Genomic DNA, 25,647 nt, shown 5'->3' with positions numbered 1-25,647 from the left:
AATCTCCACCCTCCTCATAAGCCCTCCCAATCGGGAGAGCTCTTTTTTTGGAGCGGGCGATCAGTCGAAAAGGCCGTAGAACAACGGCGAAGCATACATTTGCGCCGCCTCTTCAATCGGCACAGTGCCTGCCCAGCGACGCTGCTCATAGGCCGCGTTCAGGGCGGCCATTATCATCTGGCTACCGACCAAAGGATCAACCGCGCGCATTGATCCCTCGCTGATGGCATCGATCATCATATCGGCAAACCGCCCCGCAGTGCGGTTGGAGCGGTCGATCACCTGTCCTCGCATATCCGCCGGAATGGCCTGAAGCGCGGTAGTACGTAGCAGCGGGCCGTTGTCCGAGAACTGGAAGGCCAGCAGCGTCGCCACAGCCGACTCCAGCTTATGCAGCCTGTTTCCTGCCAGATCGTCAGTCGCATATTGCGCCTGAGAAATGGTCGACAGCGAACGCCGGAAACACTCCAGTACCAGATCATCCTTGGCATCCAGATGATGGTAGAAGCTGCCCTTGGTGACGTTCAGCTCTGACGCAATGCGCTCTACCGACGCTCCACGATAGCCGCGCGCGTTGATCAGGCGCGTCGCTGCCGTCAAAAAGCGTCTACGGGCACTGCCGTCCTCATCTTCGTCCTGGGGCAGACTCATGATCACAGGGCCCCATTCCGAACCGGGCTTTGACAGTCCGTGCTCGAAAATCTCCATGACCCGCTCATAGACACGATCGTAGTCATGAACACTGTAGCGGATAATCCATGCGGGCACCCAATACAGTACCTCGACCAGAACGTGGGCGCGCAAGGTCCGCAGACGTTGCTCGCGCTCTCCTTGAGCTTCTCCAAGGAAGTTCCTGATACGACGGAAGATTCCGCGATAGCGCTCTTCCAACTCCGCGCGTAGCGGATCCTCCATTGCCCGCACGTCAGACAGACGGGCATAGTTCTGTACCTGGTTCTGACGGCTGGCCAGCGCCTGATCGAAGGCTTGACGCACAAAGGCCCGCACCCGCGAGCGAGGATCAGGGTGCGCCTCCACCTCCGCGACCTGATTTTCCATCTGGTCCAGCGCACGATTGAAGCAGGCAAAGGCCAGCGCTTCCTTCTTGCGGAAATAATAGGTGACGCTGGTGGTGGTCAGCCCTACCCGCTCGGCCACATCGGCAAAGCCCATACCCTTGACGCCGCGCTCATTGATCAGCGCCGACGCCGCTTCGAGGATCAGATCACGTTTGCGTTCAAAGCGTGCGGTATTGGCGGGGGTCGCCGCAGGTTTTGCTGTGCTCATGCACGACTTATACCGGAAGTTTTCCAAGCCGTCACGAAATCGATGTTTCGGTATGCAACGTGGATTTGCACCGCTTCAACATATCGGTACGCTTTTCGATCCCACATAACGACAAAATTTCCGCTTGATATGCGCCGCAAACAAGCGAGAGTAAGAAAATCCGATAATTCGGTATGGACCAGCTTTTGGGGGCGACCTTGGATTTTCAACTTTCAGAACGCGAAACCCACTACCGTGACCGTGTGCGTGATTTCATTGCCCGTCACATCACCCCCCGCAACGAGGACTACGTCGCTCAAGCCAAGAACGGCGAGCGATGGAAGGTCATTCCGGTTATCGAGGAACTGAAAGAGGTGGCGCGCGCCGAAGGCCTGTGGAACCTCTTCATGCCGCCCAATAGCAACAACGCCCCGATCGAGGACACCTTCCAGTTCGAAGGCCCTCGCCTCAACAATCTGGAATATGCCCTGTGCGCCGAGGAAATGGGCCGCGCGGGCTGGGCTTCGGAAGTGTTCAACTGCTCGGCACCGGATACGGGCAATATGGAGGTGCTGCATCGCTATGGCACCCTCGCCCAGAAAGAGCAGTGGCTCGGCCCCCTCATGCGCGGTGAAATCCGCTCGGCCTTCCTCATGACAGAGCCGGATGTGGCGTCATCCGATGCCACCAATATCCGCACCAGCATTGTCCGTGATGGCGACCACTATGTGATCAACGGGCGTAAATGGTGGTCATCGGGCGTCGGCGATCCGCGCTGCAAGCTGGCCATCGTCATGGGCCGCACCAATCCGGATGCTGAACGACATCAGCAACAAAGCCAGATCCTGGTGCCTATGGATACGCCGGGAGTTCGCATCGAGCGCATGCTCACCGTATTCGGTTACGACCACGCCCCGCACGGCCATGGTGAGGTGGTGCTGGAGAATGTGCGCGTGCCGGTCGAAAATCTGGTTCTCGGTGAAGGGCGTGGTTTCGAGATTTCACAAGGCCGCCTCGGGCCGGGCCGCATCCACCATTGTATGCGCACCATCGGCATTGCCGAAAAGGCGCTGGAAGCCATGGCCAAGCGTCTTGTCAGCCGCGTCGCCTTTGGCAAGCGCCTCAGCGACAACAACATCTGGGAAGAGCGACTGGCCCGCGCCCGCATCGATATCGAGATGTCGCGCCTGCTGTGCCTGAAGGCTGCCGACATGATGGACCGTGCAGGAAATAAAGCCGCCCAGCTCGAGATCGCCATGATCAAGGTTCAGGGCCCGACGATGGCGCTGCAAATTCTCGACGATGCCATTCAGGCCCATGGCGGTGCCGGCGTATCGGGGGACTTCTTCCTCGCCAGCGCGTGGGCCAGCATGCGCACCCTGCGCTTTGCCGATGGTCCGGACGAAGTGCACAACCGCGCCATCGCCCGAATGGAGCTGGCCAAATACGGCGAATACGCCGTGGCGCGCCCGCCCAGACACTAAGCCACACGAAGCCAATCAAAACATATCAGGGGAAACGCGCATGAAACTGTTCGATCTGTCCGGCAAGGTGGCCGTTATCACCGGCTCGTCGCGGGGCATTGGCAAGGCGATTGCCGAGGCCATGGCAGACCACGGTGCCAAGGTCGTTATCTCCAGCCGCAATCAGGACGCCTGCGACGCGGTGGCGGCTGAAATCAATGCCAAACACCCCGGCGCCGCCCTGGCGGTCGCCGCCAGCCTGTCGCGCAAGGAGGAACTGGAGGGTCTGATCGCCAAGGCCCGCGAGACCTTTGGCAAGGTGGACATCATGGTCTGTAATGCCGCGTCCAACCCGCATTACGGATCGCTGAAGACCATCTCCGACGACGCCTTCCGCAAGATCATGGACAACAATGTGCTGGCCAACCACTGGCTGTCGCAACTGGTGGCCGACGAGATGATCGAGCGCAAGGACGGCGCAATCATCATCATCTCGTCCATTGGCGGTTTGCGTGGATCGACCACTATCGGTGCCTATAATGTGTCGAAAGCCGCAGATATGCAGTTGGCGCGCAATCTGGCGGTCGAGCTGGGCCCGCACAATGTCCGGATTAACTGCATCGCGCCGGGCCTGATCCGCACCGACTTTGCCAAGGCCCTGTGGGACAATCCCGAGGCCGAACGCCGCTTCAATGCCAGCCACCCCATGCGCCGCATTGGCGAAGCCGAGGAAATCGCAGGTGCTGCCGTATTCCTCGCTTCGCCCGCCGCTTCCTATGTGAACGGCCAGACCATCGTGGTCGATGGCGGCTCTACGATCTGAGGTCCGGCATGAGTTTCGGTGATTTCATACGCAGCATGACCGAGGACGGCGGGCTGTATCATAGCCACATTCCGGAAAATTGGATGCAGGGCCGCACAGCGTATGGCGGCCTCAGCGCCGCCATCGCCCTAACGGCCGCGCATCGTGCAACCGAGGACGCGCCCCCGCTGCGCTCGGCGCAGATAGCGTTCATCGGTCCACTGTCGGGGCCCGTGACCGCGCGGGCTGAAATTCTGCGGCGTGGAAAGTCCTCGGCCTATGTGGGCGTGGATGTGTCAGACGCAAACGGTCTGGGCCTGCGCGCCACTTTTGTATTTATGAAAGCACGCCCCTCTCATATCGATTTTTGCGATCTTCCCCCACCGGAAACCGTTGATCCCGTCGCGTCGGTACCGGCCTTCAAGCGCACGCCGGGACCGCATTTTACGGGGCAGTTCGAGTATCTTCACGCCCGACCACAGAACGCGACCGCCGAGCCGTCGGACCTCCTTCGCTGGACCCGCCTTGCCGATCGTGGAGAGGCACCATCCGAGGCCGAACTGATGGTAATCGGCGACGCCCTGCCGCCAGCGGCCATGGGGCTGATGACTGAAAAAGGTCCGGTCAGTTCGATGAACTGGACCCTGAACGTACTCACGAATGACCTGACCACACGCGACGGCTGGTGGTTACTGCGTTCGCGCGCCGATCAGGCCCAACAGGGGTGCAGCAGTCAAAGCATGACGATCTGGAACGCCGACGGCCTTCCGGTCGCCAGCGCTATCCAGAGCGTCGCCCTTTTCACCTGACTTATTCGAACAAGCTCTTCAGGTCTTTCTTCAGGATCTTGCCGTTGGCATTGCGCGGCAAGGTCTCCTGAACGAAACGGATGCTCACCGGCGTCTTGAAGATGGCCAGTCGCGCCTTCACCCAGTCTTGCAGCTCGGCCTCGCTAGCGCTTTCCCCCGGTGCCAGATGCACCACGGCCACCGGCTCCTCGCCCAGCACCTTGTGCGGACGGCCAATCACGGCGGCATCCGTCACCGACGGATGCTCGTAGAGGACGTTTTCGACCTCTGATGAATAGATGTTCTCGCCGCCACGGATAATCACGTCCTTGGCGCGGTCGACGATGTAGCAAAAGCCTTCTTCGTCCAGCCGCGCCAGATCACCCGTCCGGACCCAGCCATCGACAAAGGTTTCAGCCGTGGCCTCGGGCTTGTTCCAATAGCCCAGAACGATTTGGGGGCCACGCGCCCATAGCTCACCGACCTCTCCCACCGCACATTCGGTCACCCCGTTATCACGCATGATCTTCAGGTCGGACACCGGCACAGCGGGGCCGCAGCTGTCGGGGCGGTTCAGATAGTCTTCTGACCCGTGATGCGTCACCGTCGCCGAGGTCTCCGTCATGCCCCAGCCAGAGTTGGGCATGGCACCGAACTCCTCGTATATCCGCTTCACCAGCTCGGGTGCCGCAGGTGCGCCGCCATAGCCGATACTGTCCAGACTGCTCAGATCGAAGCGATGTCGCTCGGGATGCTCCAGCAACTGCCATGCAATCGTCGGCACACCTCCCGCCGCTGTGATCCTTTCTTTCTCGATCAAGGCAAAGGCTTCCAGCGCGTCCCATTTTCGCATGAACACCAGAGACGACCCTGACAGAATAGTTCCCAGCAAGCCCGCATTGCAGGCCGTGACGTGGAACAACGGAATTACCGTCAACGAGCGTCTGGGCTTGGGCTCCGGCGGCGTGTCGCCGCGTCGCAGCACCGATCGCATCGCCGAATAGGCCCCTGAAAAGGTGTTGCTCAGCGCATTGCGATGGGACCCCAACGCCCCCTTCGGTGCCCCTGTTGTGCCCGAGGTGTAGAAGATCGTGAGCGGATCGTCCGGTTGGATCTCGACGTCCGGCAGTGGCTGGTCCGGCAGATCGGACCACGTGTCCACTGCGCCCAAAATGCTGTCCAGGGCGATGGCGTCCGTCGCATCAGACGTCGGGCGCGATACGACAGCGCGCTCGATACTTGTGACCTCTGGCAGCACAGACGCAATACGGGACATCCGGTCGCCGTCGGCAAACACGATCTTGGCCCCTGAATCCGACAGCCCATAGCGCAGCTCTTGCGCCGTCCACCATGCATTGAGCGGCACAATGATCGCCCCGCACGCTGCCGCCGCAAAAAAGATCACAGGCCATTCGGGCAGGTTCACCATGGCCAGAGCCACGCGGTCTCCCTTGCGAACGCCCTGAGCCACCAGCCAATGGCTGAGAGCCGCTGTCGCGCGGTAAAACCCCGTGTAGGTCAGCCGCTCGCCTTCGTAATAGACGAATTCGGCTTGGCCATGCTCCCGCGCCACGGCCAGCAGATGATTGGTCGTCGGCGGGGCATTCTTCCAGCTTTTGGTCGGGACGCCATTGACGGTCACCGTCTCGATCTCGAACCGCTGCCCCGGCGCGGTAAGCACCTTTTCAATGTCTGCGAGCGACGCAACCGGCCACGCGGCCGGCTCGACTTGCAGGGACGAGATTGGCTGACGAATCACGACTTTCTCCCGTTTTCGGTCTGCTTTTTTGAACCTGTGGCGCAGACACTTTCAGCCAAGCTAACGCGAAATAACTGCCTTATAAAGCCAAAATATCATCGATACGCACACCCATTGACATTCTTCGGTTTGCTGTTTCGAATAATGGGTACGTAAATGCGCGACAGCGATATGACTTTCTCGGAGCTCCCAATGCTGGACACACACATCGACGGCGACATCCTCGTCATCACGCTCAAAAACCCGCCGGTGAATGCGCTGGGCAAAGGGGTGCGCGACGGGCTGGCCAAGGCCATCGAAGACGCCGCCACCAATGATGCCGTCAAGGCCGTCGTCATCCATGGCGAAGGTCGCGGCTTTTCCGGCGGGGCCGACATTACCGAGTTTGGCGGTGGCGGCGTGGGCAGAGTGCCTCTGCCCGTCCTGATCGACCGGCTGGAAGCCTCAGCCAAGCCGGTTGTCGCTGCCATCCATGGCACGGCCTTTGGCGGCGGTCTGGAACTGGCCCTGGGCGCGCACTACCGTGTGGCCGCGCCGTCAGCCAAACTGGGCCTGCCGGAAGTCAAGCTGGGCATCTTGCCGGGCGCAGGCGGTACACAGCGCCTGCCGCGCGTCATCGGCGTCGAAGCCGCCCTGCCGATGATCGTCAGCGGTGATCCGATCAACGCCAAAAAAGCCGAAGGGCTCGGCCTTGTCGACAAAATCGCAAGTGAGGACACATTGGTCGCCGATGCCATTGCCTTTGCGCGCGAAGTCGCTGGTCGCGATACCCATCCACGCACGTCTGAGCGTGAAGACAAGCTGGAAGCCGCCCGCAAGGATCCAGAAGTTTTCGACCGTTTCAAGAAAGAGCATGGCCGCCGACTGGCCGGTCTCGATGCGCCGGTCGCCTGCGTTGCGGCGGTCAAGGCGGCAGTCGAACTGCCTTTTGAAGAGGGCATTGCCAAGGAGCGCGAACTGTTCGGCAAACTGCTGATGGGCGGTCAGTCCAAGGCCCTGCGCCACAACTTCTTTGCCGAGCGCGCCGCCAACAAGATCGACGGCCTCGCCGCCGACACGCCGATCATCCCGATCAAAAAGGTCGGCATTCTGGGCGCTGGTACCATGGGCGGTGGCATCGCCATGAACTTCCTGAATGCCGGCATTCCGGTCACCATTCTGGAACGCGATCAGGCCCCGCTGGATCGTGGTCTGGCCGTGATCGAGAAAAACTATCGCCGCATGGCCGACCGTGGCCGTATCACCCACGAGATGGTCGACAAGGCCATGTCGCTGCTGTCACCCACCCTCTCCTACGACGATCTGGCCGACTGCGATCTGGTGATCGAGGCCGTGTTCGAGAACATGGACGTCAAGAAGGAGGTGTTCCGCACCCTCGACAAGACGGTGAAGGCCGGTGCCATCCTGGCCTCCAACACCTCCTATCTGAACATCGACGAGATGGCCGCCGAGACCAGCCGCCCCGAGAGCGTGCTGGGCCTGCACTTCTTCTCGCCCGCCAATGTCATGCGCCTGCTGGAAATCGTACGGGGTGCAAAGACCAGCGATAGTGTGCTGGCCACGGCCATGGCCCTGTCGCGCAAGATCGGCAAGGTCGCAGTTGTGTCCGGCGTCTGCCCCGGCTTCATCGGCAACCGCATGCTGTCCCCGCGCCAGCGCGAGGCCCAGAAGCTGATGATGGACGGTGCCAAGCCGTGGGATATCGACCGCGTGCTGACCGAGTTCGGCTTCCCCATGGGTCCGTTCCAGATGAACGATCTGGCAGGTCTGGATCTTGGCTGGAACAAGGAAAAGTCCAAGGGCGAGAACGTGCGCGATGTGCTGTGCGAGCGCGACCGTCGCGGCCAGAAGACCGGCAAAGGCTATTATGACTACGACGAGAACCGCCGCGCCACGCCATCGGCCGAAGTCGAGGAAATCATCAACGCGTTCATCGTCAAATCCGGCAAAACCCCGCGTCAGGTCGGTGACGAGGAAATCCGCGACCGCCTGCTCTACAGCATGATCAACGAGGGTGCGAAAATCCTCGATGAAGGCATCGCCCAGCGCGCATCGGACATCGATGTGGTCTGGCTGAACGGCTATGGCTGGCCCATCGCCACGGGCGGCCCGATGTTCTGGGCCGACAGCGTTGGTCTGGACAAGGTTCTGGCCGGTCTGGAGAAATATTCCGAACAGCTGGGCAAGGACTTCGTCATATCGCCGCTGCTGCGCAAGAAGGCCGCCGCGGGCGAGACGTTCAACTGATGAGCGCTGTCGATCTTGAAGCCTTCCGTCGCGAGACGCGCCAATGGTTGGAGGACAACTGTCCTCCCTCCATGCGTACGCCCGCGAAATCGGATGAGGAAGTGAACTGGGGCGGTCGCAAGGCCGTCTATTCCAACCCCGAGCAAAAGCTCTGGATGGACCGGATGGCCGCGCGCGGCTGGACGGCCCCTGATTGGCCCACCCAATATGGCGGTGGCGGGCTTACCCCGCCCCAGACCAAGATCCTGCGCGAGGAAATGTCACGCCTGCGCTGCCGCAATCCGCTGCAGAGCTTCGGCATTTCCATGCTGGGTCCGGCACTTTTGAAGTTCGGCACCGAAGAACAGAAGTTGCGTTTTCTTCCGCCCATCGTGCGTGGCGAGGTCCGCTGGTGTCAGGGCTATTCCGAGCCCAATGCCGGATCGGATTTGGCAAGCTTGGCCACCCGCGCCGAAGATGCCGGTGACCATTTCATCGTCAACGGCCAGAAGGTCTGGACGTCCTATGCCGACAAGGCGGACTGGATTTTCTGTCTTGTCCGCACCGACACCAGCAGCAAGCATAACGGCATTTCGTTTGTTCTGTTCGACATGGAAACACCGGGCGTTACCACTCGCCCGATCCAGCTGATCTCCGGCTATTCGCCTTTCTGCGAGACCTTCTTCGACAATGTGAAGGTACCCAAGGAAAACCTGATCGGCACACTGAACAAGGGCTGGGACGTCGCCAAATATCTGCTGGGCCACGAGCGCGAGATGATCTCGGGCATGGGGCTGGGCGGCGGAGCCACCAAAACCCTGCCGCAACAGGCTGTCGAGGCGATTGGTCTGGATGACAGCGGCAAACTGCACAGCCCTGTTCTGCGCGCCCGCCTTGCGCTTTTTGAAATCCGCGCCGCCGCTTTCCGTGCCCAGTCCGAACGCTTTATCGACGAGCTTAAGGTGGGCCGCAGCCATCCGGCCACGCCATCTCTGATGAAGTATTACGGTACGGAACTGAACAAGGCCCGCCATGAGCTAATCATGGACGTGGGCGGCTCGAACGCGCTGGAGTGGGATTCCGAGGGATCGCGCCACGGTGCCGTGCCCCGCGCCTGGCTTCGCACCAAGGGCAACTCCATCGAAGGCGGCACCACCGAGGTGCAGTTGAATATCATTGCCAAGCGCATTCTGGCGCTTCCAGACGCCTGAGAGTGAGATCATGCCACTTTATCTGAACGAAGAGCAATCGATGCTGCGCGATACCGCGCGGGGTCTGGTGGCCGACATCGCGCCAGTGTCACATCTGCGCGGCCTGCGTGACACCAATGACGCGGCAGGCTGGTCCAAGGACGTGTGGCAGGCCTTTACCGACATGGGCCTGCCGGGGCTCATGCTGCCGGATGACGGGCTGGGCCTTGGCGCAGTCGAGGCGGGGATCGTTCTCGAAGAGCTAGGACGTAATCTGACGCCCTCGCCTTTTCTGGGGACGTCGGTCGGCGGAGCAATCGCGCTGCGACACGCCACTGCCGAGCTGAAAGCCCAATGGTCGGGAAAACTGCTGACTGGCGAAGCCACCGTGGCGCTGGCCCTCGATGAAGGTACCCGCCACGTACCGGACCATATCCAAGCCACAGCCACCGCATCCGATGGCGGCCTTGTGCTTTCAGGCACGAAATCCATGGTCGTGCACGGCCACACCGCGGATCTATTGATTGTATCGGCCCGTACGAATGAAGGCGTAACCCTGGTTGCAGTCGAAACCGACAGTGCCGGCATAAGCTTCGCCACCGAGCGCTGGGTCGATAGCAGCTGGGTCAGCAACGTCAGCTTTGATCAGGTACACGTCCCCACGACCAATATCATCGGCCAAGCAGGTGCTGCCGAAGACATCCTCTCGCTGATCCTTGACCACATGCGGGCCGGAGCCGCAGCGGAGCTGGTTGGCGTTGCGCGCGCCGCGTTCGAGCGCACCGTTGCCTATCTGCAAGAGCGTGTGCAGTTCGACCGCGTGATCGGCACATTCCAGGCGCTTCAGCACCGCGCTGCGGCACTCTATGCCGAAATCGAGGTGGCCTATGCCGCCACACTGAAGGCCCAGCAACTGCTGGATGCCGATGACCCCAAGGCGCACTCCGCCGCCATTATCGCCAAGGCTCAGGCCGGTCTGGCCGCCACCTTGGCCGTGCAGGAAGCTGTGCAAATGCATGGTGGCATCGGCATGACGGACGAGCACGACATTGGCCTCTATATGAAGCGGGCGCGCGTTCTGGCCACGCTCTACGGCCACACCGACGATCTGGCCGACCAGTTGGCACGCGAGGCGGGGTACTGATGGCCGATAGACCTATCCCCCTGTTCAAAGAGCGTACGCCCGAAGAGATGACGGCAGGTCTGGTGGACCTGTTAATTGTCGAGACACTGGACGACGGCTTGTATCAAGGCGCGCCCCTGCCCGGCGGCAAGGGGCGCGTATTCGGCGGTCAGGTGGTGGCGCAAGCGCTTCAGGCTGCGCGCCAAACGGTTGATCTGGGGCCCGCACACTCGCTGCACTGCTATTTCATGCGCCCCGGCGAAGAGGGCCTGCCCATCATCTATCAGGTGACGCGCGACCATGATGGCCGCAGCTTTGCCACCCGCCGTGTGATCGCCTCCCAGCGCGGCGTGCCGATCCTAAGCATGCTGCTGTCGTTTCAGGCCGAGGAAGCCGGACTGGAGCATCAGGACACCATGCCCGATGTTCCGCCTCCCGAAGAGCTGATCAGCGAGACCGACTATTGGAAGGCGCGCGTCGACAAACTGCCGGACTGGGCCATGCGGCACCTGCTGCGTCCGCGGCCTGTCGAGTTTCGACATGTGCAGCCGCGTTCACCGTTTGGCGGCAACCCCAGACCACCGCGTCATGCCTCGTGGTTTCGCACAGTCGCGCCCCTGCCGGATGATCCTGCCATGCATCAGGCTGTACTGGCCTACGCCTCGGACATGACGTTGCTGGGCACGGCCTCCCTGCCCCACGGCATCAGCTTTATGACCTCGGGCCTGCAGTCCGCCAGCCTCGACCACGCCCTGTGGTTCCACCAGCCGGTGCCCGCCGATGACTGGATACTCTACGTCACCGACAGCCCTTGGGCCGGTGGTGCCAGAGGCCTCAATCGCGGCCAGTTCTACACCCGTGACGGAAAGCTGGTCGCCTCGGTCGCCCAAGAGGGCCTAATGCGGATGCGCAAAAAAGAGCCGCGTAAAACGCTCTAGATCCGGCGTTGACCGTCGACCCATGCGCTGTGAAGCAGTGGCGCGCCGAGCCAGTAGCTGAGTTCGGCAGGTCGCGTGATGTTCCATACGGCCAAATCGGCGCGTTTGCCGACCTCGAGTGTGCCCAGCTCATCTTGCAAGCCAAGGGCTCTGGCTCCCTCGCGGGTAGCACCTGACAGTGCCTCTTCGGGCGTGAGACGGAACTGGACACAGGCCAGATTGAGCGTCGAGGTCATGGAGGCGACCGGCGAGGTGCCGGGATTGCAGTCTGTGGCCACCGCCATGGGCACGCCGTGCTGCCGCATCAGATCAACCGGAGGCACCTGCGTTTCGCGCAGCATCAAAAAGGCACCAGGCAGCAGAACGCCTACCGTACCCGCCTTTGCCATGGCGCGGATGCCGTCTTCGTTGCTGTATTCGATATGATCCGCCGACAGCGCCTGATAGCGGGCCGCCAATGCGGCACCGTCACTGTCGGACAACTGGTCGGCATGCAGTTTGACCGGCAGACCCAGCTCATGGGCCTTGGCGAACAGGCGGCTGACCTCTTCGACCGAAAAGGCAATCGGCTCGCAATAAGCATCCACAGCATCGACTAGGCCCTCTGCATGAGCGGCGGGCAAGATGTCTTCGATGGCCTTGGTCACATAGGTTTCGCGGTCGTCTTTATGTTCAGGCGGCAAGGCATGCAGGCCCAAATACGAGGTACGTACCCTCACCCCGCCCTCGCGCCCGATACGTCGGGCTACGCGCAGCATTTTCAGCTCGCTTTCGAGATCCAATCCATAGCCGGACTTGATCTCGACAGTGGTTACGCCGGTGTCCTTTAACCCCTTCAAACGGGCCATGGCCGAGGCGAAAAGCTCGTCTTCGCTCTCCTCACGCGTGGCGCGCACCGACGAAACAATGCCGCCGCCAGAGCGGGCGATTTCTTCATAGGAGACGCCTTCCAGCCGCTGTTCAAACTCGCCCGAACGGTCGCCGCCAAACACCAGATGGGTGTGGCAATCGATCAGCCCCGGCGTGACCCATCGCCCCTCCAAAGTTTCGGTTTTTTTAGCCATGTATTCTGGCAGATCGGCACGCAGGCCGACCCACGCGATGCGACCATCCTTGATCAGAACAGCGCCGTCCTCGATGGCTCCATAGGGCGCATCGCCCTTGACCATGGTCGCCAGCTTGCAATCGGTTATCAGCAGGTCTGCGTCGATCATCGGGTGGCCACTCCACTCAGGATTTCACAGAACCAACGCCCTGCCGTCAGCGATCCCAGATCACCGACCTCCAAGGACGGGTCGTATTCGGTCAGGTCCACAGCGCGGACCTTGGCGTGAGCGCCCACCACGCGGGCGGCGTCGAAAAAGGCGTGCACCGACACGCCACCGGGGCGCGCGCCGGGGCTGGCAGGCCACTGGCTGCGGTCGATCACATCGATGTCAAAATCAACATAGATGGCGTCGCACAGGCCTGACAGGCGCTCCAGCTCCTCGGTCACTATGGCGGCCAGTCCCTGTTCCTGACACTCACGCGCCGTGCGCACGCTGATGCCTGCGGCCTTGGCCTTTTCATGGGCGCGGCGGGTGTTAGCGAACGGGGCCAAGCCCACCTGACTGATGCGCTGGCCGTCCATGCCATCGTCCAGCAGTGCCTGAATGGGGTTGCCGTTGGTCAGGCCCTGATCGGTGTCGCGCAGGTCGAAATGCGCATCCAGGGTCAGGACCCCGACACGATCCAAGCCCAGCGCATGGGCACCGGGGCGGGTAATGGCATTGTTACCGCCAACAAGAATGGTCAAAGCGCGATGGCTCTGAGCCCGAACCGCATCGCGCACCGGTACAAAGGCATCGGCGGGCGAGACAGCTTTCAGCGGCACATCGCCTACGTCATGCACGCGCACATCCAGTTCCAGCCCCGTTTCTACATCATAGGTCGACAGTCGCGGCAGCACGGACCGCAGCGCCCGTGGTCCCAGATCGCACCGACCGGGCGTCAGGGATCGTTCGTTCAAAGGCGCGCCGATCAGGGCCACGGGCGCGTTAGCATGGTCACCGACCAAATCACCAACAGATCGCCAACCGAGGGCTTCAGACGGCTCGCTCATGGATGTCATCCTTTTGTGGGGGAAAAGCGCGCGACCAGATCATAGGCCGTGCCGGGGAAAATCTGGGTGGCGCGGGTCACGCCCTGACCATCGCGCCACGTCCGGCGTTCAAGCCTCAGACAGGCGGTGCCATCGGCAAGCCCCAAGTGGTGGGCGGTCTCGCCATCGGCGGCGATGGCGGAGATGCGATGCTCAGCCTCGGTCCACGGCATATTGGCCAGCAACCAGCTTCCGGGCGGTTGGGCGGCAAAGTCGGCGTTCTCGGCATCGGGGGCCGCGTCCAGACCAATCAGACGTCGCTCGAATACGAAAGGCACATCGTCCGAAAGGTGCAGCGTGGCCAGCTCGACAACCTTTTCGCCCAGCTCTTCATCGTCGGCGGCGGGGCGCACGATGCGGGCCAGCAGGGTGTGGCTGTACTTCAGCCCCCTGCCCTCGACCTCGGATTGGATATCGGGAATGGCCACCAAGGCCGAGGAATGTACCGGAGGATGGGCCACCACCGTGCCCGCACGGCGACGACGCACCACCAAGGATCGCGCAGCCAGATCGGTAATCGCACGCGAAACTGTCATACGCGCACAGCCGTACTCGGCCATCAGCTCGACCTCGGTCGGGATCCGGAAGCCCGGCTCCCATTCGCCCGAGGCGATGCGGCGCTCGATGTCGCTGGCGATGCGGCGATGCAGTGGCTCAGTATCCATCACGCGACCCTGCCCCGCTCGAAACATAATGTCTAGACATAATGAGGATCCCGTGCAGAACTTCACTCAACGAATAGCGATGTCGCATGGAGGACTCGATGGCTACCCCCAATTCTCGACCGAACGACAGAGTGATCCGCAGCCCGCGCGGACCCGAGAAGACGGCCAAGACCTGGGCAGCCGAGGCGGCCTTGCGCATGCTGATGAACAACCTCGACCCCGAGGTGGCCGAACGCCCCGAAGACCTTGTCGTCTATGGCGGTATCGGCAAGGCGGCCCGCAACTGGCAGGCCTTCGACACCATTGTCGAACAGCTGAAAAAGCTGGAGGCCGACGAGACCCTGCTAGTGCAGTCGGGCAAACCGGTCGGCGTGTTCCGCACCCATGTGGATGCGCCGCGTGTTTTGATCGCCAACTCCAACCTCGTGCCCAAATGGGCGACATGGGACCATTTCAACGAACTGGATAAAAAGGGGCTGGCCATGTACGGCCAGATGACCGCCGGATCGTGGATCTATATCGGCACCCAAGGCATCGTTCAGGGCACCTATGAGACCTTCATGGAGGCGGGCCGCCAGCACTATGGCGGTGACTGGTCGGACAAGTGGATATTGACGGCGGGCCTTGGCGGCATGGGTGGGGCGCAACCGCTGGCCGCGACTATGGCGGGCGCGTCGTGCATCGCTATCGAGTGTCAGCGCAGCCGCATCGAGTTCCGCATCCGCACCCGCTATCTGGACGTGATGGCCGAGACCTTGGACGAGGCCATGGCCCTGCTGGAACAGTCGCTGAAGGACGGGAAACCGACCTCTATCGGCCTATTGGGCAATGCCGCCGACATCCTGCCGGAAATGGTCAAGCGCGGCATCCGCCCCGATCTGGTGACCGACCAGACCAGCGCCCACGATCCGATCAATGGCTATCTGCCCTCGGGCTGGACGGTCACCGAATGGGAAGAAAAGCGTGTCACCGCCCCTTCTGAAGTCGAGGCCGTGTCTCGCCCCTCTATGGCAAAGCACGTTCAAGCCATGCTCGACTTCCAGAAGATGGGCATCCCCGTCACCGACTATGGCAATAACATTCGTCAGGTCGCCTTTGACGAGGGCGTAAAGAACGCCTTTGCCTTCCCCGGCTTCGTGCCCGCCTATATCCGCCCGCTGTTCTGTCGCGGGATCGGTCCGTTCCGCTGGGCTGCCTTGTCGGGTGATCCGGAGGACATCCGCAAGACGGATGCGGCGATGAAAAAGCTGTTCCCGGACAATGCCGGTCTGCACCGTTGGCTGGACATGGCAGGCGAGCGCATCGCCTTCCAAGGCTTGCCCGCCCGTATCTGCTGGATCGGTCTGGGCTACCGCCACCGTGCGGGTCTGATGTTCAACGAGATGGTGAAGTCGGGCGAACTGTCCGCCCCCATCGTCATTGGCCGCGACCATCTGGATTCCGGCTCTGTCGCCAGTCCCAACCGCGAGACCGAGGCCATGCAGGATGGATCGGATGCCGTGTCCGACTGGCCGCTGCTGAATGCCCTGCTCAACACGGCATCGGGCGCATCATGGGTGTCGCTGCACCACGGCGGCGGGGTCGGGATGGGTTATTCCCAACACTCCGGCGTGGTCATCGTCGCCGATGGCACAGACGAGGCCGCCGAACGCCTTGAACGCGTACTGTGGAACGACCCTGCCACCGGCGTCATGCGCCACGCCGACGCCGGATACGATATCGCCAAAGACGCCGCGCGCGCCAATGGCCTGAACCTGCCTTCGCTGGACCTGTAAGCCTATGACTACCCCTATCGAAATCGGGGCTACGCCCCTCACCCTCTTGCAACTGCGCGCCGCCCTTGACGGTCCAGTGACGGTTTCCCTGACTCAAACGTCGTGGGGCCACGTCGAGAAAGGTGCCGCGACGGTCGAGGCCATTCTGAAGGAAGGTCGCACCGTCTATGGCATCAACACGGGGTTCGGGCTTTTGGCCAACACCTCCATCGCCGCCGACGACCTTGAGACCCTGCAAAAGAACCTTGTGCTCAGCCATGCCTGCGGCGTGGGAGCACCACTGAGCGAAGACATCACCCGCCTGTTGATGGTGCTGAAAATCGCCAGCCTGTCCAAAGGCGCATCGGGCATCCGTCGCCGCACGCTGGAAACCTTGATCGGTATGGTCAATGCCGAGGTCCTGCCTCTGATCCCGTCCAAGGGTTCTGTCGGTGCATCCGGCGATCTGGCCCCGCTGGCGCATATGTCCAGCGTGCTGATCGGTGTGGGCGAGGCCCGCTATCAGGGTCAGATCATGGAGGCGACCGAGGCGCTGTCCAAGGCCGGTCTGGAACCCATCGTGCTGGGCCCGAAAGAAGGGCTAGCCCTGCTAAATGGCACCCAGTGCTCGACGGCGCTGGCACTGGCGGGCCTGTTCGCGACCGAGGATGTGTTTGCTGCTGCGATCGCTGCGGGTGGTCTCTCGACCGACGCCCTCAAGGGCTCCGACGCACCATTCGACCACCGCATCCATGCGCTGCGCGGTCAACCGGGGCAGATCGACGTGGCCAAGCGTTTGCGTGAAATCCTGTCGGGCAGCGCCATCCGCGAGAGCCACCGCCACGACTGTTCCAAGGTACAGGACCCCTACTCCCTGCGCTGCCAACCGCAGGTGATGGGAGCCACGCTGGATGTCCTGCGCAACGCTGCCGCCATGCTGGAACGCGAAGCCAACGCCGTTACCGACAACCCGCTGGTGTTCATCGACGATGGCGAAGTCATCTCGGGCGGCAATTTCCACGCCGAGCCGGTGGCCTATGCTGCCGACCAAATCGCCATGGTTCTGTGCGAGATCGGCAACATCAGCGAGCGCCGCACCTCCATCCTCGTCGATCCGAAAATGAGCGAGCTGCCTGCCTTCCTTGTGAAGGAAAGCGGTCTGAACTCCGGCTTCATGATCGCACAGGTCACGGCGGCGGCTCTGGTGGCGGAAAACCGCATGATGGCGCATCCGTGCGTCATCGACACCGTGCCCACCAGCGCCAATCAGGAAGACCACGTCTCCATGGCGACCCACGGCGCACGTCGCCTGCTGGACATGGCCGAAAACACCGCCAATGTCGTCGGCATCGAACTGCTGGCCGCCGCACAAGGTATCGACTTCCACCGCCCGCTGACCAGTTCACCCGAACTGGAACAGGCCTATGCCATCGTGCGCGAGGCCGCCGCCCCCTATACCAGCGACCACTATTTCGCCCCCGACATTGCGCGGGCAACGCAAGGCGTGCGGGCGGGCCGCTATCGCGTCTTTGCGGCTGACCTGCTGCCCTCCGCCTAGTTGTAGGCGTCGCCGTCCTGCGTCGCCAATACGACGCAGGAAACTGCTGCGGGGCCTAGTGCGCTGTCCTCCGAAAGGAGAGAGCTATGCCCCGCGGCGAAAAATCCAAATACACCGATAAGCAGGAACGCAAGGCCGATCACATCGCCGAAGGCTATGAGGAACGCGGCGTTTCTAAAAAAGAAGCAGAAAGTCGGGCCTGGGCCACTGTCAATAAACAGGATGGCGGCGGCAAACATCCCGGCGGATCGGGCCGAAAATCAGCGGGCGGATCACGCACTAAGGCCGAACGGTCCGCCGCCGCCAAGAAAGGCTGGGCGACCCGCCGCAAGAACCAGAAATCATGACGACATGGCGTGTTGCTGGTTCAACTCTCGCCGCATGAAAAAGGGCGCGGTGGTTGTTCCCCCGCGCCCTTCTTCAGTGACCGATTGACTTAACGGCGGCCGATGAAGGTCCGCAGGTCACCCGACAGTTTCTTCAGGTCCTGATCGCGCACATACATCATGTGGCCGGACTCATAGTAGTGCCATTCGATACGGCCGTCGGTCGGGAATCCCGGACGGTTCAGCGAATACTCGGCACCGAAGAACGGCGTGGCGAAGTCATAATAGCCCTGACCGACCCACACGCGCAGGCCGCTGTTTTCACGCAGAGCCTTGCCGATATACGGGGCGACGTTCAGATAGCCCTGACCACCGCGCGGACCGCCGATGTTCCAGTCCCAATCGCGGGTACCGCCGATCGAGGAATAGACGGTGTCCGGGCGATAGCCGAGATGCTCGCGCGACCACCAGTTGATGGCGGCGGTGTAGGCACCGTCGATGCCGTAGAAGGACGGATCGTTGTCCGGACGGTCACCGGCATTGTCATAGTCGACGCCGGTATAGCGGCCATCCAGACGGCCGATGGTCAGACCACGGTCACGCAGCAGCTCCTTATAGAAGCGGCTCAGCGACAGGCGCAGGTTGGCGTTGCTCAGATACTGTTGCGAAATGCCCGTGAAGTAAGACAGTTGCGACAGAATTTGCGCGCGCTCTTCAGCACCCAGGCTGTTGCCCTTCAGCAGAGCCGAAGCGTACGGGCCAATGGCGAACGCGCGGGCTTGCTGGGCGAACTCTTCGACAGTATCCGGCTTGTTCGGCACCTTGTTGTGATACCACGCAGCGGCGGCCATCGACGGCAGGTTGGTCACATAGCCCAGCTCGTTACCCTGCGCTTCGGCCGCTTGCGAGAAGTCGAGAATGGCCGAGATCAGGATGATGCCGTTCACCGACACATCCGTATAGGTGCCTTCCAGCTCGTTGATCACGGCGGCGGCGCGGGTGGTGCCATAGGACTCGCCGCCGATGTATTTCGGCGCGTTCCAGCGGTTATGTTCGTTCAGCCAAAGGCGAATGAACTCAGCCATGGACTTGGCGTCCTTGGTCACGCCCCAGTAGTTGGCCGGATCGGTATCGCCCAGTGCGCGGCTGAAGCCGGTGCCGATCGGGTCGATGAAAACCAGGTCGGTGACGTCCAGCAGGGATTCCGGATTGTCGATGATGTTGAACGGCGGTGCGCCGTCGTCGCGTGCATCCGACGGCACCACGACGCGCTTCGGACCGAAGGCCCCCATGTGCAGCCACACAGAACCCGAGCCGGGGCCGCCATTCCACAGGAAGGTCACCGGACGGTTCGGATCGGTCGGACCTTCCTTGATGTAGCTGTAGGACGTGATGGCGGCCAACGGCTTGCCCGTGCGATCCTTCAGATAGGTCTCACCGGCGATAGCGCGATAGTTGATGCGCTGGCCGTTAAAGGTGCCCGAGTGACGGGTGACCGACACCACCGGATCAGGGATGGCGCTCTGGGCGCTCTCGCGGGCCGGAGCCTCGGCACGCGGTGCATTCTGGGCCACAGCGGGGCTGGCCAGTGCCAGCGCCGAGACGGCGGCAATCAGCAATTTCTTCATCGGTACTCCCCCGAGATCAACATTCACGGCTCCCTCCGAGCCGGACACCCTCCACGGCGCAATTTGAAATGTGATGGCAAGACCGACCGAATGTAAACCAAGTGTCTCGCGCATGACGCAAAATCGTTGAGGTTAACCGGCACCCTTTCTTGAAGATTATGCGCCTGCGCGGCCTTGAGCCACGAATCTGCGAGCAGATTGCCCCATCAGGTAGCGCACTTCGTAGTGAGAGAGGTCAGGCCTTTAGAGGCAAAGGCCCGTCCTCCCTCACCGAACATGTCGCTTTAGCCCTTTTGGAGCGCCACCTGAATGACGTCGGTGCGGCGCGACCGGAAGCCTGCCTCGCAATAGGCCAGATAGAAGTGCCAGAGGCGTTTGAATCGCTCGTCAAATTTGTTGCTGGCTTTGACAATCTCGGGCCAGGCTGCCGAGAAGCGGCGGTTCCATTCGGCCAAAGTGTCGGCATAATCGGTACCAAACCGCTCGGTCGCCGACCACGTCAGTCCTGCCTCGGCGATTACCGGCTGCAACCGCTGTTCGGACGGTAACGAGCCACCGGGGAAGACGTATTTCTGGATAAAGTCCGTGCGGGCGGCATATTCATCAAACAGTTCATCCTGAATGGTGATGATCTGAAGGCCTGCCCTGCCCTGCGGCTTCAGATTGCCGGCCACCTTGCCGAAATAGGTCGGCCAGTACTCGCGGCCGACAGCTTCGAACATTTCGATGGAGGCTACGCGGTCGAACTGGCCGTTCACATCGCGATAGTCGATCAGACGGATGTCGACCTTTTCGCCCAACCCGGCCTTGGCGATGCGGGCGCGGGCAAAATCATACTGTTCCTGCGAGATGGTGATGCCGGTGACATTGGCCCCGATCTCCTTGGCCGCGAATTCGGCAAAACCGCCCCAGCCACAGCCGATCTCCAGCACGCTGTGGCCCGCTTGCAGGTCCATCATACGGGCCAGGCTGGCGTATTTGGCTTGCTGCGCCTGTTCCAGCCCTTCCGCCTGTGGCGTGAAGCGGGCCGAGGAATAGGTCATCGAGGGGTCCAGCCACTTATCGTAGAAGACATTTCCCAGATCGTAGTGGGCGTGGATGTTGCGACGCGAACCGGCCTTGCTGTTGCGGTTCAGTTTGTGTCCCACCCAGTTCACGGACTTCATCAGCCAATTGCCGTCGAACAGGCGGCGGATGTGGTCATAGTTGTTGACCAGCGTCTCCAGCAGGATGGCCAGATCGGGACTGTCCCACTCGCCCGCCATAAAGCCTTCGGCAAAGCCGATGTCGCCGCTTTTCAGCACACGCGGCGCAAAGCGATAGCTGTTGATCTTCAGCACCGCGCTATGGCCCGGCTGCTGCCCCTCGATCCGCTGACGGCTTCCGTCAGGCAACACCAATGTCAGATTGCCCCACGTCCAGTTGGCCGACAGCAGTCGAAAGACCAGACTAAACACCGGCGAAGCGGACTTGGATTCTTCGGACGAATGCATGATCGAGGTCATGGCGTTGGAAACCTCTCTGAAAATCGGAGCACAGGGACACGCCACTGCTTCCGCGAGAAACTGAAATTTAAATGGGCGGCCTTGGCGGGCTCCGGTGCGGCGGATGACTTACACATCGTAAGATATGCGGTCCGTGCAGAAATTCTACCGAAGCTTGCAGATAGCTAAACTATGATCAGGAACCGAGACGGCTGTCGTGTGGACCTGACTGGACGGTGACCGGCTCTGGCGCAGGGGGTGGCTGACGGGTCAACCGCACGCCCTTCAGCCACAGTTTCAGCGCCTCCCAGTGGATGGCCGCGACGACCTTCACGGTGAGAAAAGGTAGGGCCAGCACGGCCTTCCAGATGGCGTGGTCCTCAAGAGCAAATCTGTCGGCCTTCATGGCCGCCACGATCAACGGCCCCTGAGCGTCAAAACCGGTGATGGTCATGTCCAGCGTCTCCGACGGCGCATGGCCACGGAAGCGATAGTCCATCTCCATCCCCATGAAGGGCGACACATAAAGCGCCTTGGCCGCGCCCTGATCGATCAGTCCGTCCACCTGATGGCTTTGGGCAATCGGCAGCACATAGGTGTGACGCACCTTGAAGGTGCTGGTCACCTCATAGGCCATGGCCAGCAAGCGGCCATCGCTGTGATAGCAGTAGTAGAAGCTGATCGGATTGAATACATAGCCCAGCACGCGCGGCATGGTCAGCAGGCGGATGGGACCACCGTCCAGATCGATCCCTGCCCGCGCCAGCCAGCCCTCTACCTGTTGACGCAGGGGCTGGCCGCTTTTGTCGCCGTGGTCGGCATCGTGAAACGACAGCAGATTAAAGCGATTACGGGAAAAGCGGCGGCAGGCCGTTATAGCCTGATCCATCCGGTCCAAATCCAGCATCACCCAAAAGACGCCGTACTCCAGCACATGCGGCTTTGGCCGCAGGCGGCGGTGCATGACACGGCCTTTATACAGGGCGTTGTCCGGCCTCGCCGTCACGCGACCGCCTCCGCATGCGGTTTAGGCGGGCTGACATAGATGCGGCCGCTTTCATTGGCGACCTGCCACGGTCGGCGCACATCACCCAGTTGCTCGGCCACGGCCAGACCCGACTGCAGACCATCCTCGTGAAAGCCTGCGCCAAAGTGCGCCCCGCAGTACCAGACCCCGCCCCGTCCTTGCAGGCCCCACAGACGCTGCTGCGCCTTCAGGGCGGCAGGATCAAAGATGGGGTGGTCATAGATTTCGCTACGCAGCAGGGTATCCGGACGCGGCGCGCGCGGCGGGTTCAGGGTCACGAACACGTCCTGCCCGGGCAGGCCCTGCAGCTTGTTCATCCAGTAGGTGACGCACAGGCCATTATTGATGCCGATATAGTTCCAGCTGGCCCACGCCTTGCGGCGCTGGGGCATTAAACCTTTGTCGGTGTGCAGCACGGTCAGGTTGCGGCTGTATTTGAACGCGCCCAGCACGCGCTTTTCCTCATCGCTGGGACTGTCCAGCATGGACAGCGCCTGATCGGCATGGGTGCCCAGCACCACATGGTCATAGCGTTCGGCAAAGCCACGGCTGTCGGTGACGATGACGCCCTCAAAGGTACGGCGCACGCAGACCACTGCCCGCTCCAGACGGATGTCGTGAATGGCGCGGGCCAGCCGCTCGACATAGACGCGGCTGCCGCCCTCGACGGTGCGCCACAGCGGACGCCCCACCAACTTCATCAGCCCGTGGTTGCCGCAGAATTTGATGAAGGACTGGGCCGGATAGTCCAGCAGCGTATGCGCCGGAGACGACCAGATCGCCGCCGCCATCGGCAGCAGGTGCTGATCACGGAAGGCCTCGCTGAACTCTTCGCGCTTCAGATAGTCGCCCAGCGTCAGGTCGTGGTCATCCATATCCGCCATGTGGCGTGGAGCCAGCCTGTAGAAGCGCAAAATCTCTTTCAGCATGCCCCAGAAGGCCGGTCGCAACATGTTGCGCTTTTGGGCGAACAGACCGGGTGCCGCATATTCGAACTTTCCGCCATCCAGAGACACGGCGAACGACATATCCGTCTTGCGCGTCTCGATCCCCAGATGGGCAAACAGGGCGATCAGATTGGGATAGGTGGCGTCATTGAAGCAGATAAAACCGGTATCCACCGGCACCTCGCCCGTCGGCAGGCTGGTCCTGACGGTGTTGGAGTGACCGCCCAGACGATCCGCTTTTTCGTACAGTGTGACCTTGTGCTTTTGCGACAGCAGCCACGCCGAAGACAGAGCGGCAATACCCGAACCGACAACCGCAATTTTCAAAGGCTTAGGCTGGACGCCCGTCGAAGGGGTTGTGGTCATTCTCACTCCAAAGCCACGGTCATCGGCAGTTAAAGGCCAATACGCCCGAGCCATGCTTTTGGATTTGTGATCCAAGAAGCGCGAGCCTGCGTAGTAGGGTTCATGGATGACGCGGCTTCAATCCTCTCAAAGCCTACAGAGCGGTCTAACTGTATGAACGCAGAAGTCCCCGGTTCGGACCCGTTCCTGCATGATCGCCTGATCGAAGCGGTAGCCCAGCATCGGGACCGTGAGGCTTTTGCCTGTCTTTTCCAACACTTCGCGCCACGTCTTAAGTCATGGCTCATGAAGGCTGGGGCCTCTGCCACCGTGGCAGAAGACTTCGCTCAGGACACCTTGCTGACCGTATGGCGCAAGGCCGACCTGTTCGATTCACGAAAGGCCCGCGCTGCCACGTGGATCTTTACCATTGCCCGCAACCGTCGCCTCGACGTCCTGCGCCGCGATGCCCGCGCCCTTCCGGTGCCCGAACTGGAGTTGACCTCCGGCGAGGAGCCGCAACGCCCCGACGACATCCTTTCCGGTTTTCAGGATGCCGAGCGGGTTCGAGAAGCCATGGCCACCCTGCCCCCTGAACAGGTGGAGGTGTTGCGCATGGCCTATTATCTGGAAAACCCGCACTCCGAGATTGCCCAACGCCTTGGCCTGCCACTCGGCACGGTCAAGTCGCGCATACGTAACGCCATGATCAAGCTCCGCCATCTTCTCGAAACCACCGAGGAGGCCGCGAAATGAATACCCAACACAATGTCTCCGAAGCACGTATGCTGGCCTATGCCGCCGGTGCGCTCAGTGCGCCCGAGGCTGTGGTGATGGCGACCCATCTGGCCCTGCGCCCCCAGCTAAAACCCTGGCTGAACCAGTTGCAGAAACTGGGCGGCATTATGCTGGAAGACACCCCCGCCGAAGCCATGCGCGAGGATGCACTGGCAACGGCCCTGTCGCGCATTGAAACCGACGCGGGCGAGGCGGCACAGCCCCTGCCCCTCAACGATATGCCCGAACTGCCCGAGCCGCTGCGCCACTATGAGCTGGGACCGTGGCGCTGGGCGGGTCCCGGTATCAAGGTGCGCAACGTCAACGCGCCGCGAGACGGCAAATGCCGCGTGATCCTGCTCAAGATCGAGCCGGGTCAGAAGACGCCTCGCCACACTCACGGCGGGGTCGAGTTGACCTGCGTGCTGTCGGGGGCCTATGCCACCGAGACCGAACGCTTCGACGTCGGCGATCTGGAGGAGGCTGATCACGAGGTCCTCCACCAGCCGCGTGTGGTTTCGGATGAACCTTGCCTGTGCGTGGTCGCCTTGGATGGTGAAATCCAACTGGACGGCTGGCTGGGCCCCATTTTGCAGCCCTTCGTAAAACTATGACCTCACTCGTCCTTCTCTGGCTTGGCGCGGCGGTTTTCATGGCGCTGGTCATGAGCGGGGCGTGGGTGGCACAACAAAAGACCGGACAGGGTGGCTGGGCCGATGCCTTCTGGTCATTCGGGCTGGGCATCGCAGGCGTAGGCATCGCCCTGTTTCCTGTCGATGGCGCGCCGTCGGCCCGTCAGTGGGTTGTGGCAGCGCTAATCGGCTTTTGGGGCGCGCGGCTGGGATCGCACATCGCCGCCCGCGCCGCCAAGGACAAGCCCGACGCCCGCTATGACAAGCTGAAGGACGACTGGGGCGACCAGTTCCGCCTCAAGATGTTCGGCTTTTTGCTGCTTCAGGCGGGCGCGGCTTCGGTGCTGTTGCTCAGCATCCTTTTGGCGGCGCGCAATCCTGCCGAGGGCGCGCTATGGGGCCTACGCGTGCAGGACGTAATCGCGGCGGCAGTACTGATCATTGCGGTCATGGGCGAAGGTATCGCTGATCGCCAACTGGCCGCCTTCAAACGCAATCCGGACAATAAGGGCAAGGTCTGTGACGTAGGCCTGTGGGCATGGTCACGTCACCCGAACTATTTCTTTGAATGGTTGGGGTGGTGTGCGTGGCCGCTGTTTGCCATCAATCTGGAGCCGCTGGACCTGTGGCCTTGGGGCTGGCTGGCGCTAACGGCACCGGCCTATATCTACTGGCTGCTGAATCATGTGTCGGGCGTTCCGCTGTTGGAAGAGCATATGAAGCGCACGCGGCCCCAGGCTTTCGCCGAATATGCCCGCCGCGTGCCGCCCTTCTTCCCTCGCCCGCCCAAGGGCTGAAGCACGGGGTCA

The 25,647-nt window shown here is 61.7% G+C and carries 22 protein-coding genes; 13 read left to right on the top strand and 9 right to left on the bottom strand.

Going from position 1 to position 25,647, the window contains the following annotated elements; translation table 11 throughout:
- Positions 1 to 60: 60 nt before the first annotated feature.
- On the bottom strand, positions 61 to 1,287 hold the full coding sequence (locus B3B04_RS11085) for a TetR/AcrR family transcriptional regulator (RefSeq protein WP_292042918.1): 1,227 nt from the start codon (positions 1,285 to 1,287) through the stop codon (positions 61 to 63).
- A gap of 197 nt (positions 1,288 to 1,484) precedes the next feature.
- Between B3B04_RS11085 and B3B04_RS11080 the strand changes: the two genes are divergently transcribed.
- Genes B3B04_RS11080 through B3B04_RS11070 form a run of 3 tightly spaced genes read left to right on the top strand, consistent with a single transcriptional unit; the run spans position 1,485 to position 4,340 of the window.
- Positions 1,485 to 2,750: an acyl-CoA dehydrogenase family protein gene (locus tag B3B04_RS11080; protein WP_292042915.1), complete on the top strand. Its 1,266-nt coding sequence runs from the start codon at positions 1,485 to 1,487 to the stop codon at positions 2,748 to 2,750.
- A gap of 40 nt (positions 2,751 to 2,790) precedes the next feature.
- Positions 2,791 to 3,552, top strand: a complete 762-nt coding sequence (locus B3B04_RS11075; RefSeq protein ID WP_292042911.1) for an SDR family oxidoreductase — start codon at positions 2,791 to 2,793, stop codon at positions 3,550 to 3,552.
- A gap of 8 nt (positions 3,553 to 3,560) precedes the next feature.
- Entirely contained in the window at positions 3,561 to 4,340 is a 780-nt protein-coding gene (locus B3B04_RS11070; protein ID WP_292042908.1) for a thioesterase family protein, read from the top strand.
- A gap of 1 nt (position 4,341) precedes the next feature.
- Here the strand turns inward: B3B04_RS11070 and B3B04_RS11065 are convergent, their stop codons facing one another.
- Positions 4,342 to 6,078: a class I adenylate-forming enzyme family protein gene (locus B3B04_RS11065; protein ID WP_292042905.1), complete on the bottom strand. Its 1,737-nt coding sequence runs from the start codon at positions 6,076 to 6,078 to the stop codon at positions 4,342 to 4,344.
- A 192-nt stretch (positions 6,079 to 6,270) separates the two neighbouring features.
- On the opposite strand from B3B04_RS11065, the gene B3B04_RS11060 reads away from it, so the two are divergent.
- The 4 genes from B3B04_RS11060 to B3B04_RS11045 are packed head-to-tail and all read left to right on the top strand — an operon-like array spanning position 6,271 to position 11,555.
- Positions 6,271 to 8,325 carry a 3-hydroxyacyl-CoA dehydrogenase NAD-binding domain-containing protein gene (locus tag B3B04_RS11060; protein ID WP_292042903.1) on the top strand — a complete coding sequence of 685 codons (2,055 nt, stop codon included), beginning with the start codon at positions 6,271 to 6,273 and terminating at the stop codon, positions 8,323 to 8,325.
- Positions 8,325 to 9,515 carry an acyl-CoA dehydrogenase family protein gene (locus B3B04_RS11055; RefSeq protein ID WP_292042901.1) on the top strand — a complete coding sequence of 397 codons (1,191 nt, stop codon included), beginning with the start codon at positions 8,325 to 8,327 and terminating at the stop codon, positions 9,513 to 9,515. The genes B3B04_RS11060 and B3B04_RS11055 overlap by 1 nt, the downstream gene beginning before the upstream one ends.
- Positions 9,516 to 9,525: 10 nt before the next feature.
- The gene (locus B3B04_RS11050; RefSeq protein ID WP_292042899.1) at positions 9,526 to 10,638 is read left to right on the top strand and encodes an acyl-CoA dehydrogenase family protein; all 1,113 of its coding nucleotides are present in this window, start codon (positions 9,526 to 9,528) and stop codon (positions 10,636 to 10,638) included.
- Complete coding sequence (locus B3B04_RS11045) at positions 10,638 to 11,555, top strand: acyl-CoA thioesterase (RefSeq protein WP_292042896.1); 918 nt, start codon at positions 10,638 to 10,640, stop codon at positions 11,553 to 11,555. Before B3B04_RS11050 ends, B3B04_RS11045 begins: the two co-directional genes overlap by 1 nt.
- On the opposite strand, the gene hutI is transcribed toward B3B04_RS11045, so the two are convergent.
- The 3 genes from hutI to B3B04_RS11030 are packed head-to-tail and all read right to left on the bottom strand — an operon-like array spanning position 11,552 to position 14,360.
- Entirely contained in the window at positions 11,552 to 12,766 is a 1,215-nt protein-coding gene (gene hutI, locus B3B04_RS11040; protein ID WP_409516046.1) for an imidazolonepropionase, read from the bottom strand. The two genes, B3B04_RS11045 and hutI, sit on opposite strands and share 4 nt — an antisense overlap.
- Positions 12,766 to 13,656, bottom strand: a complete 891-nt coding sequence (locus B3B04_RS11035) for an agmatinase family protein (protein ID WP_292042890.1) — start codon at positions 13,654 to 13,656, stop codon at positions 12,766 to 12,768. Before B3B04_RS11035 ends, hutI begins: the two co-directional genes overlap by 1 nt.
- Before the next feature lie 5 nt (positions 13,657 to 13,661).
- Positions 13,662 to 14,360 carry a UTRA domain-containing protein gene (locus B3B04_RS11030; RefSeq protein ID WP_292042889.1) on the bottom strand — a complete coding sequence of 233 codons (699 nt, stop codon included), beginning with the start codon at positions 14,358 to 14,360 and terminating at the stop codon, positions 13,662 to 13,664.
- Positions 14,361 to 14,458: 98 nt separating this feature from the next.
- Between B3B04_RS11030 and hutU the strand changes: the two genes are divergently transcribed.
- The 3 genes from hutU (at position 14,459) to B3B04_RS11015 (ending at position 18,019) form a co-directional block, all read left to right on the top strand.
- On the top strand, positions 14,459 to 16,135 hold the full coding sequence (gene hutU, locus B3B04_RS11025) for a urocanate hydratase (RefSeq protein WP_292042886.1): 1,677 nt from the start codon (positions 14,459 to 14,461) through the stop codon (positions 16,133 to 16,135).
- Between the two features lie 4 nt (positions 16,136 to 16,139).
- Entirely contained in the window at positions 16,140 to 17,672 is a 1,533-nt protein-coding gene (gene hutH / locus B3B04_RS11020; RefSeq protein WP_292042885.1) for a histidine ammonia-lyase, read from the top strand.
- A gap of 86 nt (positions 17,673 to 17,758) precedes the next feature.
- Positions 17,759 to 18,019, top strand: coding sequence for a plasmid stabilization protein (locus B3B04_RS11015; RefSeq protein ID WP_292042883.1), 261 nt, complete (start codon positions 17,759 to 17,761; stop codon positions 18,017 to 18,019).
- A gap of 89 nt (positions 18,020 to 18,108) precedes the next feature.
- Here B3B04_RS11015 and B3B04_RS11010 read toward each other — a convergent pair whose 3' ends face one another.
- The 4 genes from B3B04_RS11010 to B3B04_RS10995 all read right to left on the bottom strand — a co-directional run bounded on the left by B3B04_RS11010 (position 18,109) and on the right by B3B04_RS10995 (position 23,450).
- Positions 18,109 to 19,626, bottom strand: a complete 1,518-nt coding sequence (locus tag B3B04_RS11010) for a S10 family peptidase (RefSeq protein WP_292042881.1) — start codon at positions 19,624 to 19,626, stop codon at positions 18,109 to 18,111.
- 284 nt (positions 19,627 to 19,910) lie between these two features.
- Entirely contained in the window at positions 19,911 to 21,131 is a 1,221-nt protein-coding gene (locus B3B04_RS11005) for a class I SAM-dependent methyltransferase (RefSeq protein WP_409516045.1), read from the bottom strand.
- A gap of 175 nt (positions 21,132 to 21,306) precedes the next feature.
- Positions 21,307 to 22,116 (bottom strand): DUF1365 domain-containing protein, encoded by an 810-nt coding sequence (locus B3B04_RS11000; protein WP_292042880.1) that lies wholly within the window; start codon positions 22,114 to 22,116, stop codon positions 21,307 to 21,309.
- The gene (locus B3B04_RS10995) at positions 22,113 to 23,450 is read right to left on the bottom strand and encodes an NAD(P)/FAD-dependent oxidoreductase (protein WP_292042877.1); all 1,338 of its coding nucleotides are present in this window, start codon (positions 23,448 to 23,450) and stop codon (positions 22,113 to 22,115) included. The genes B3B04_RS11000 and B3B04_RS10995 overlap by 4 nt, the downstream gene beginning before the upstream one ends.
- 153 nt (positions 23,451 to 23,603) lie before the next feature.
- Here B3B04_RS10995 and B3B04_RS10990 point away from each other — a divergent pair, with 153 nt between their 5' ends.
- From B3B04_RS10990 to B3B04_RS10980, 3 genes are read left to right on the top strand one after another with little or no spacing between them, the layout of a single operon-like run.
- A complete protein-coding gene (locus B3B04_RS10990) occupies positions 23,604 to 24,185 on the top strand; it encodes a sigma-70 family RNA polymerase sigma factor (protein ID WP_292042875.1) in 582 nt (193 codons plus the stop codon).
- Complete coding sequence (locus tag B3B04_RS10985) at positions 24,182 to 24,820, top strand: ChrR family anti-sigma-E factor (protein ID WP_292042871.1); 639 nt, start codon at positions 24,182 to 24,184, stop codon at positions 24,818 to 24,820. Before B3B04_RS10990 ends, B3B04_RS10985 begins: the two co-directional genes overlap by 4 nt.
- Complete coding sequence (locus B3B04_RS10980; RefSeq protein ID WP_292042869.1) at positions 24,817 to 25,635, top strand: DUF1295 domain-containing protein; 819 nt, start codon at positions 24,817 to 24,819, stop codon at positions 25,633 to 25,635. Before B3B04_RS10985 ends, B3B04_RS10980 begins: the two co-directional genes overlap by 4 nt.
- Positions 25,636 to 25,647: the final 12 nt, after the last annotated feature.

The organism is Brevundimonas sp. UBA5713 (genome assembly GCF_002419815.1).
Lineage (GTDB): Bacteria > Pseudomonadota > Alphaproteobacteria > Caulobacterales > Caulobacteraceae > Brevundimonas.
This window is presented reverse-complemented; position numbering and strand designations above follow the sequence as displayed.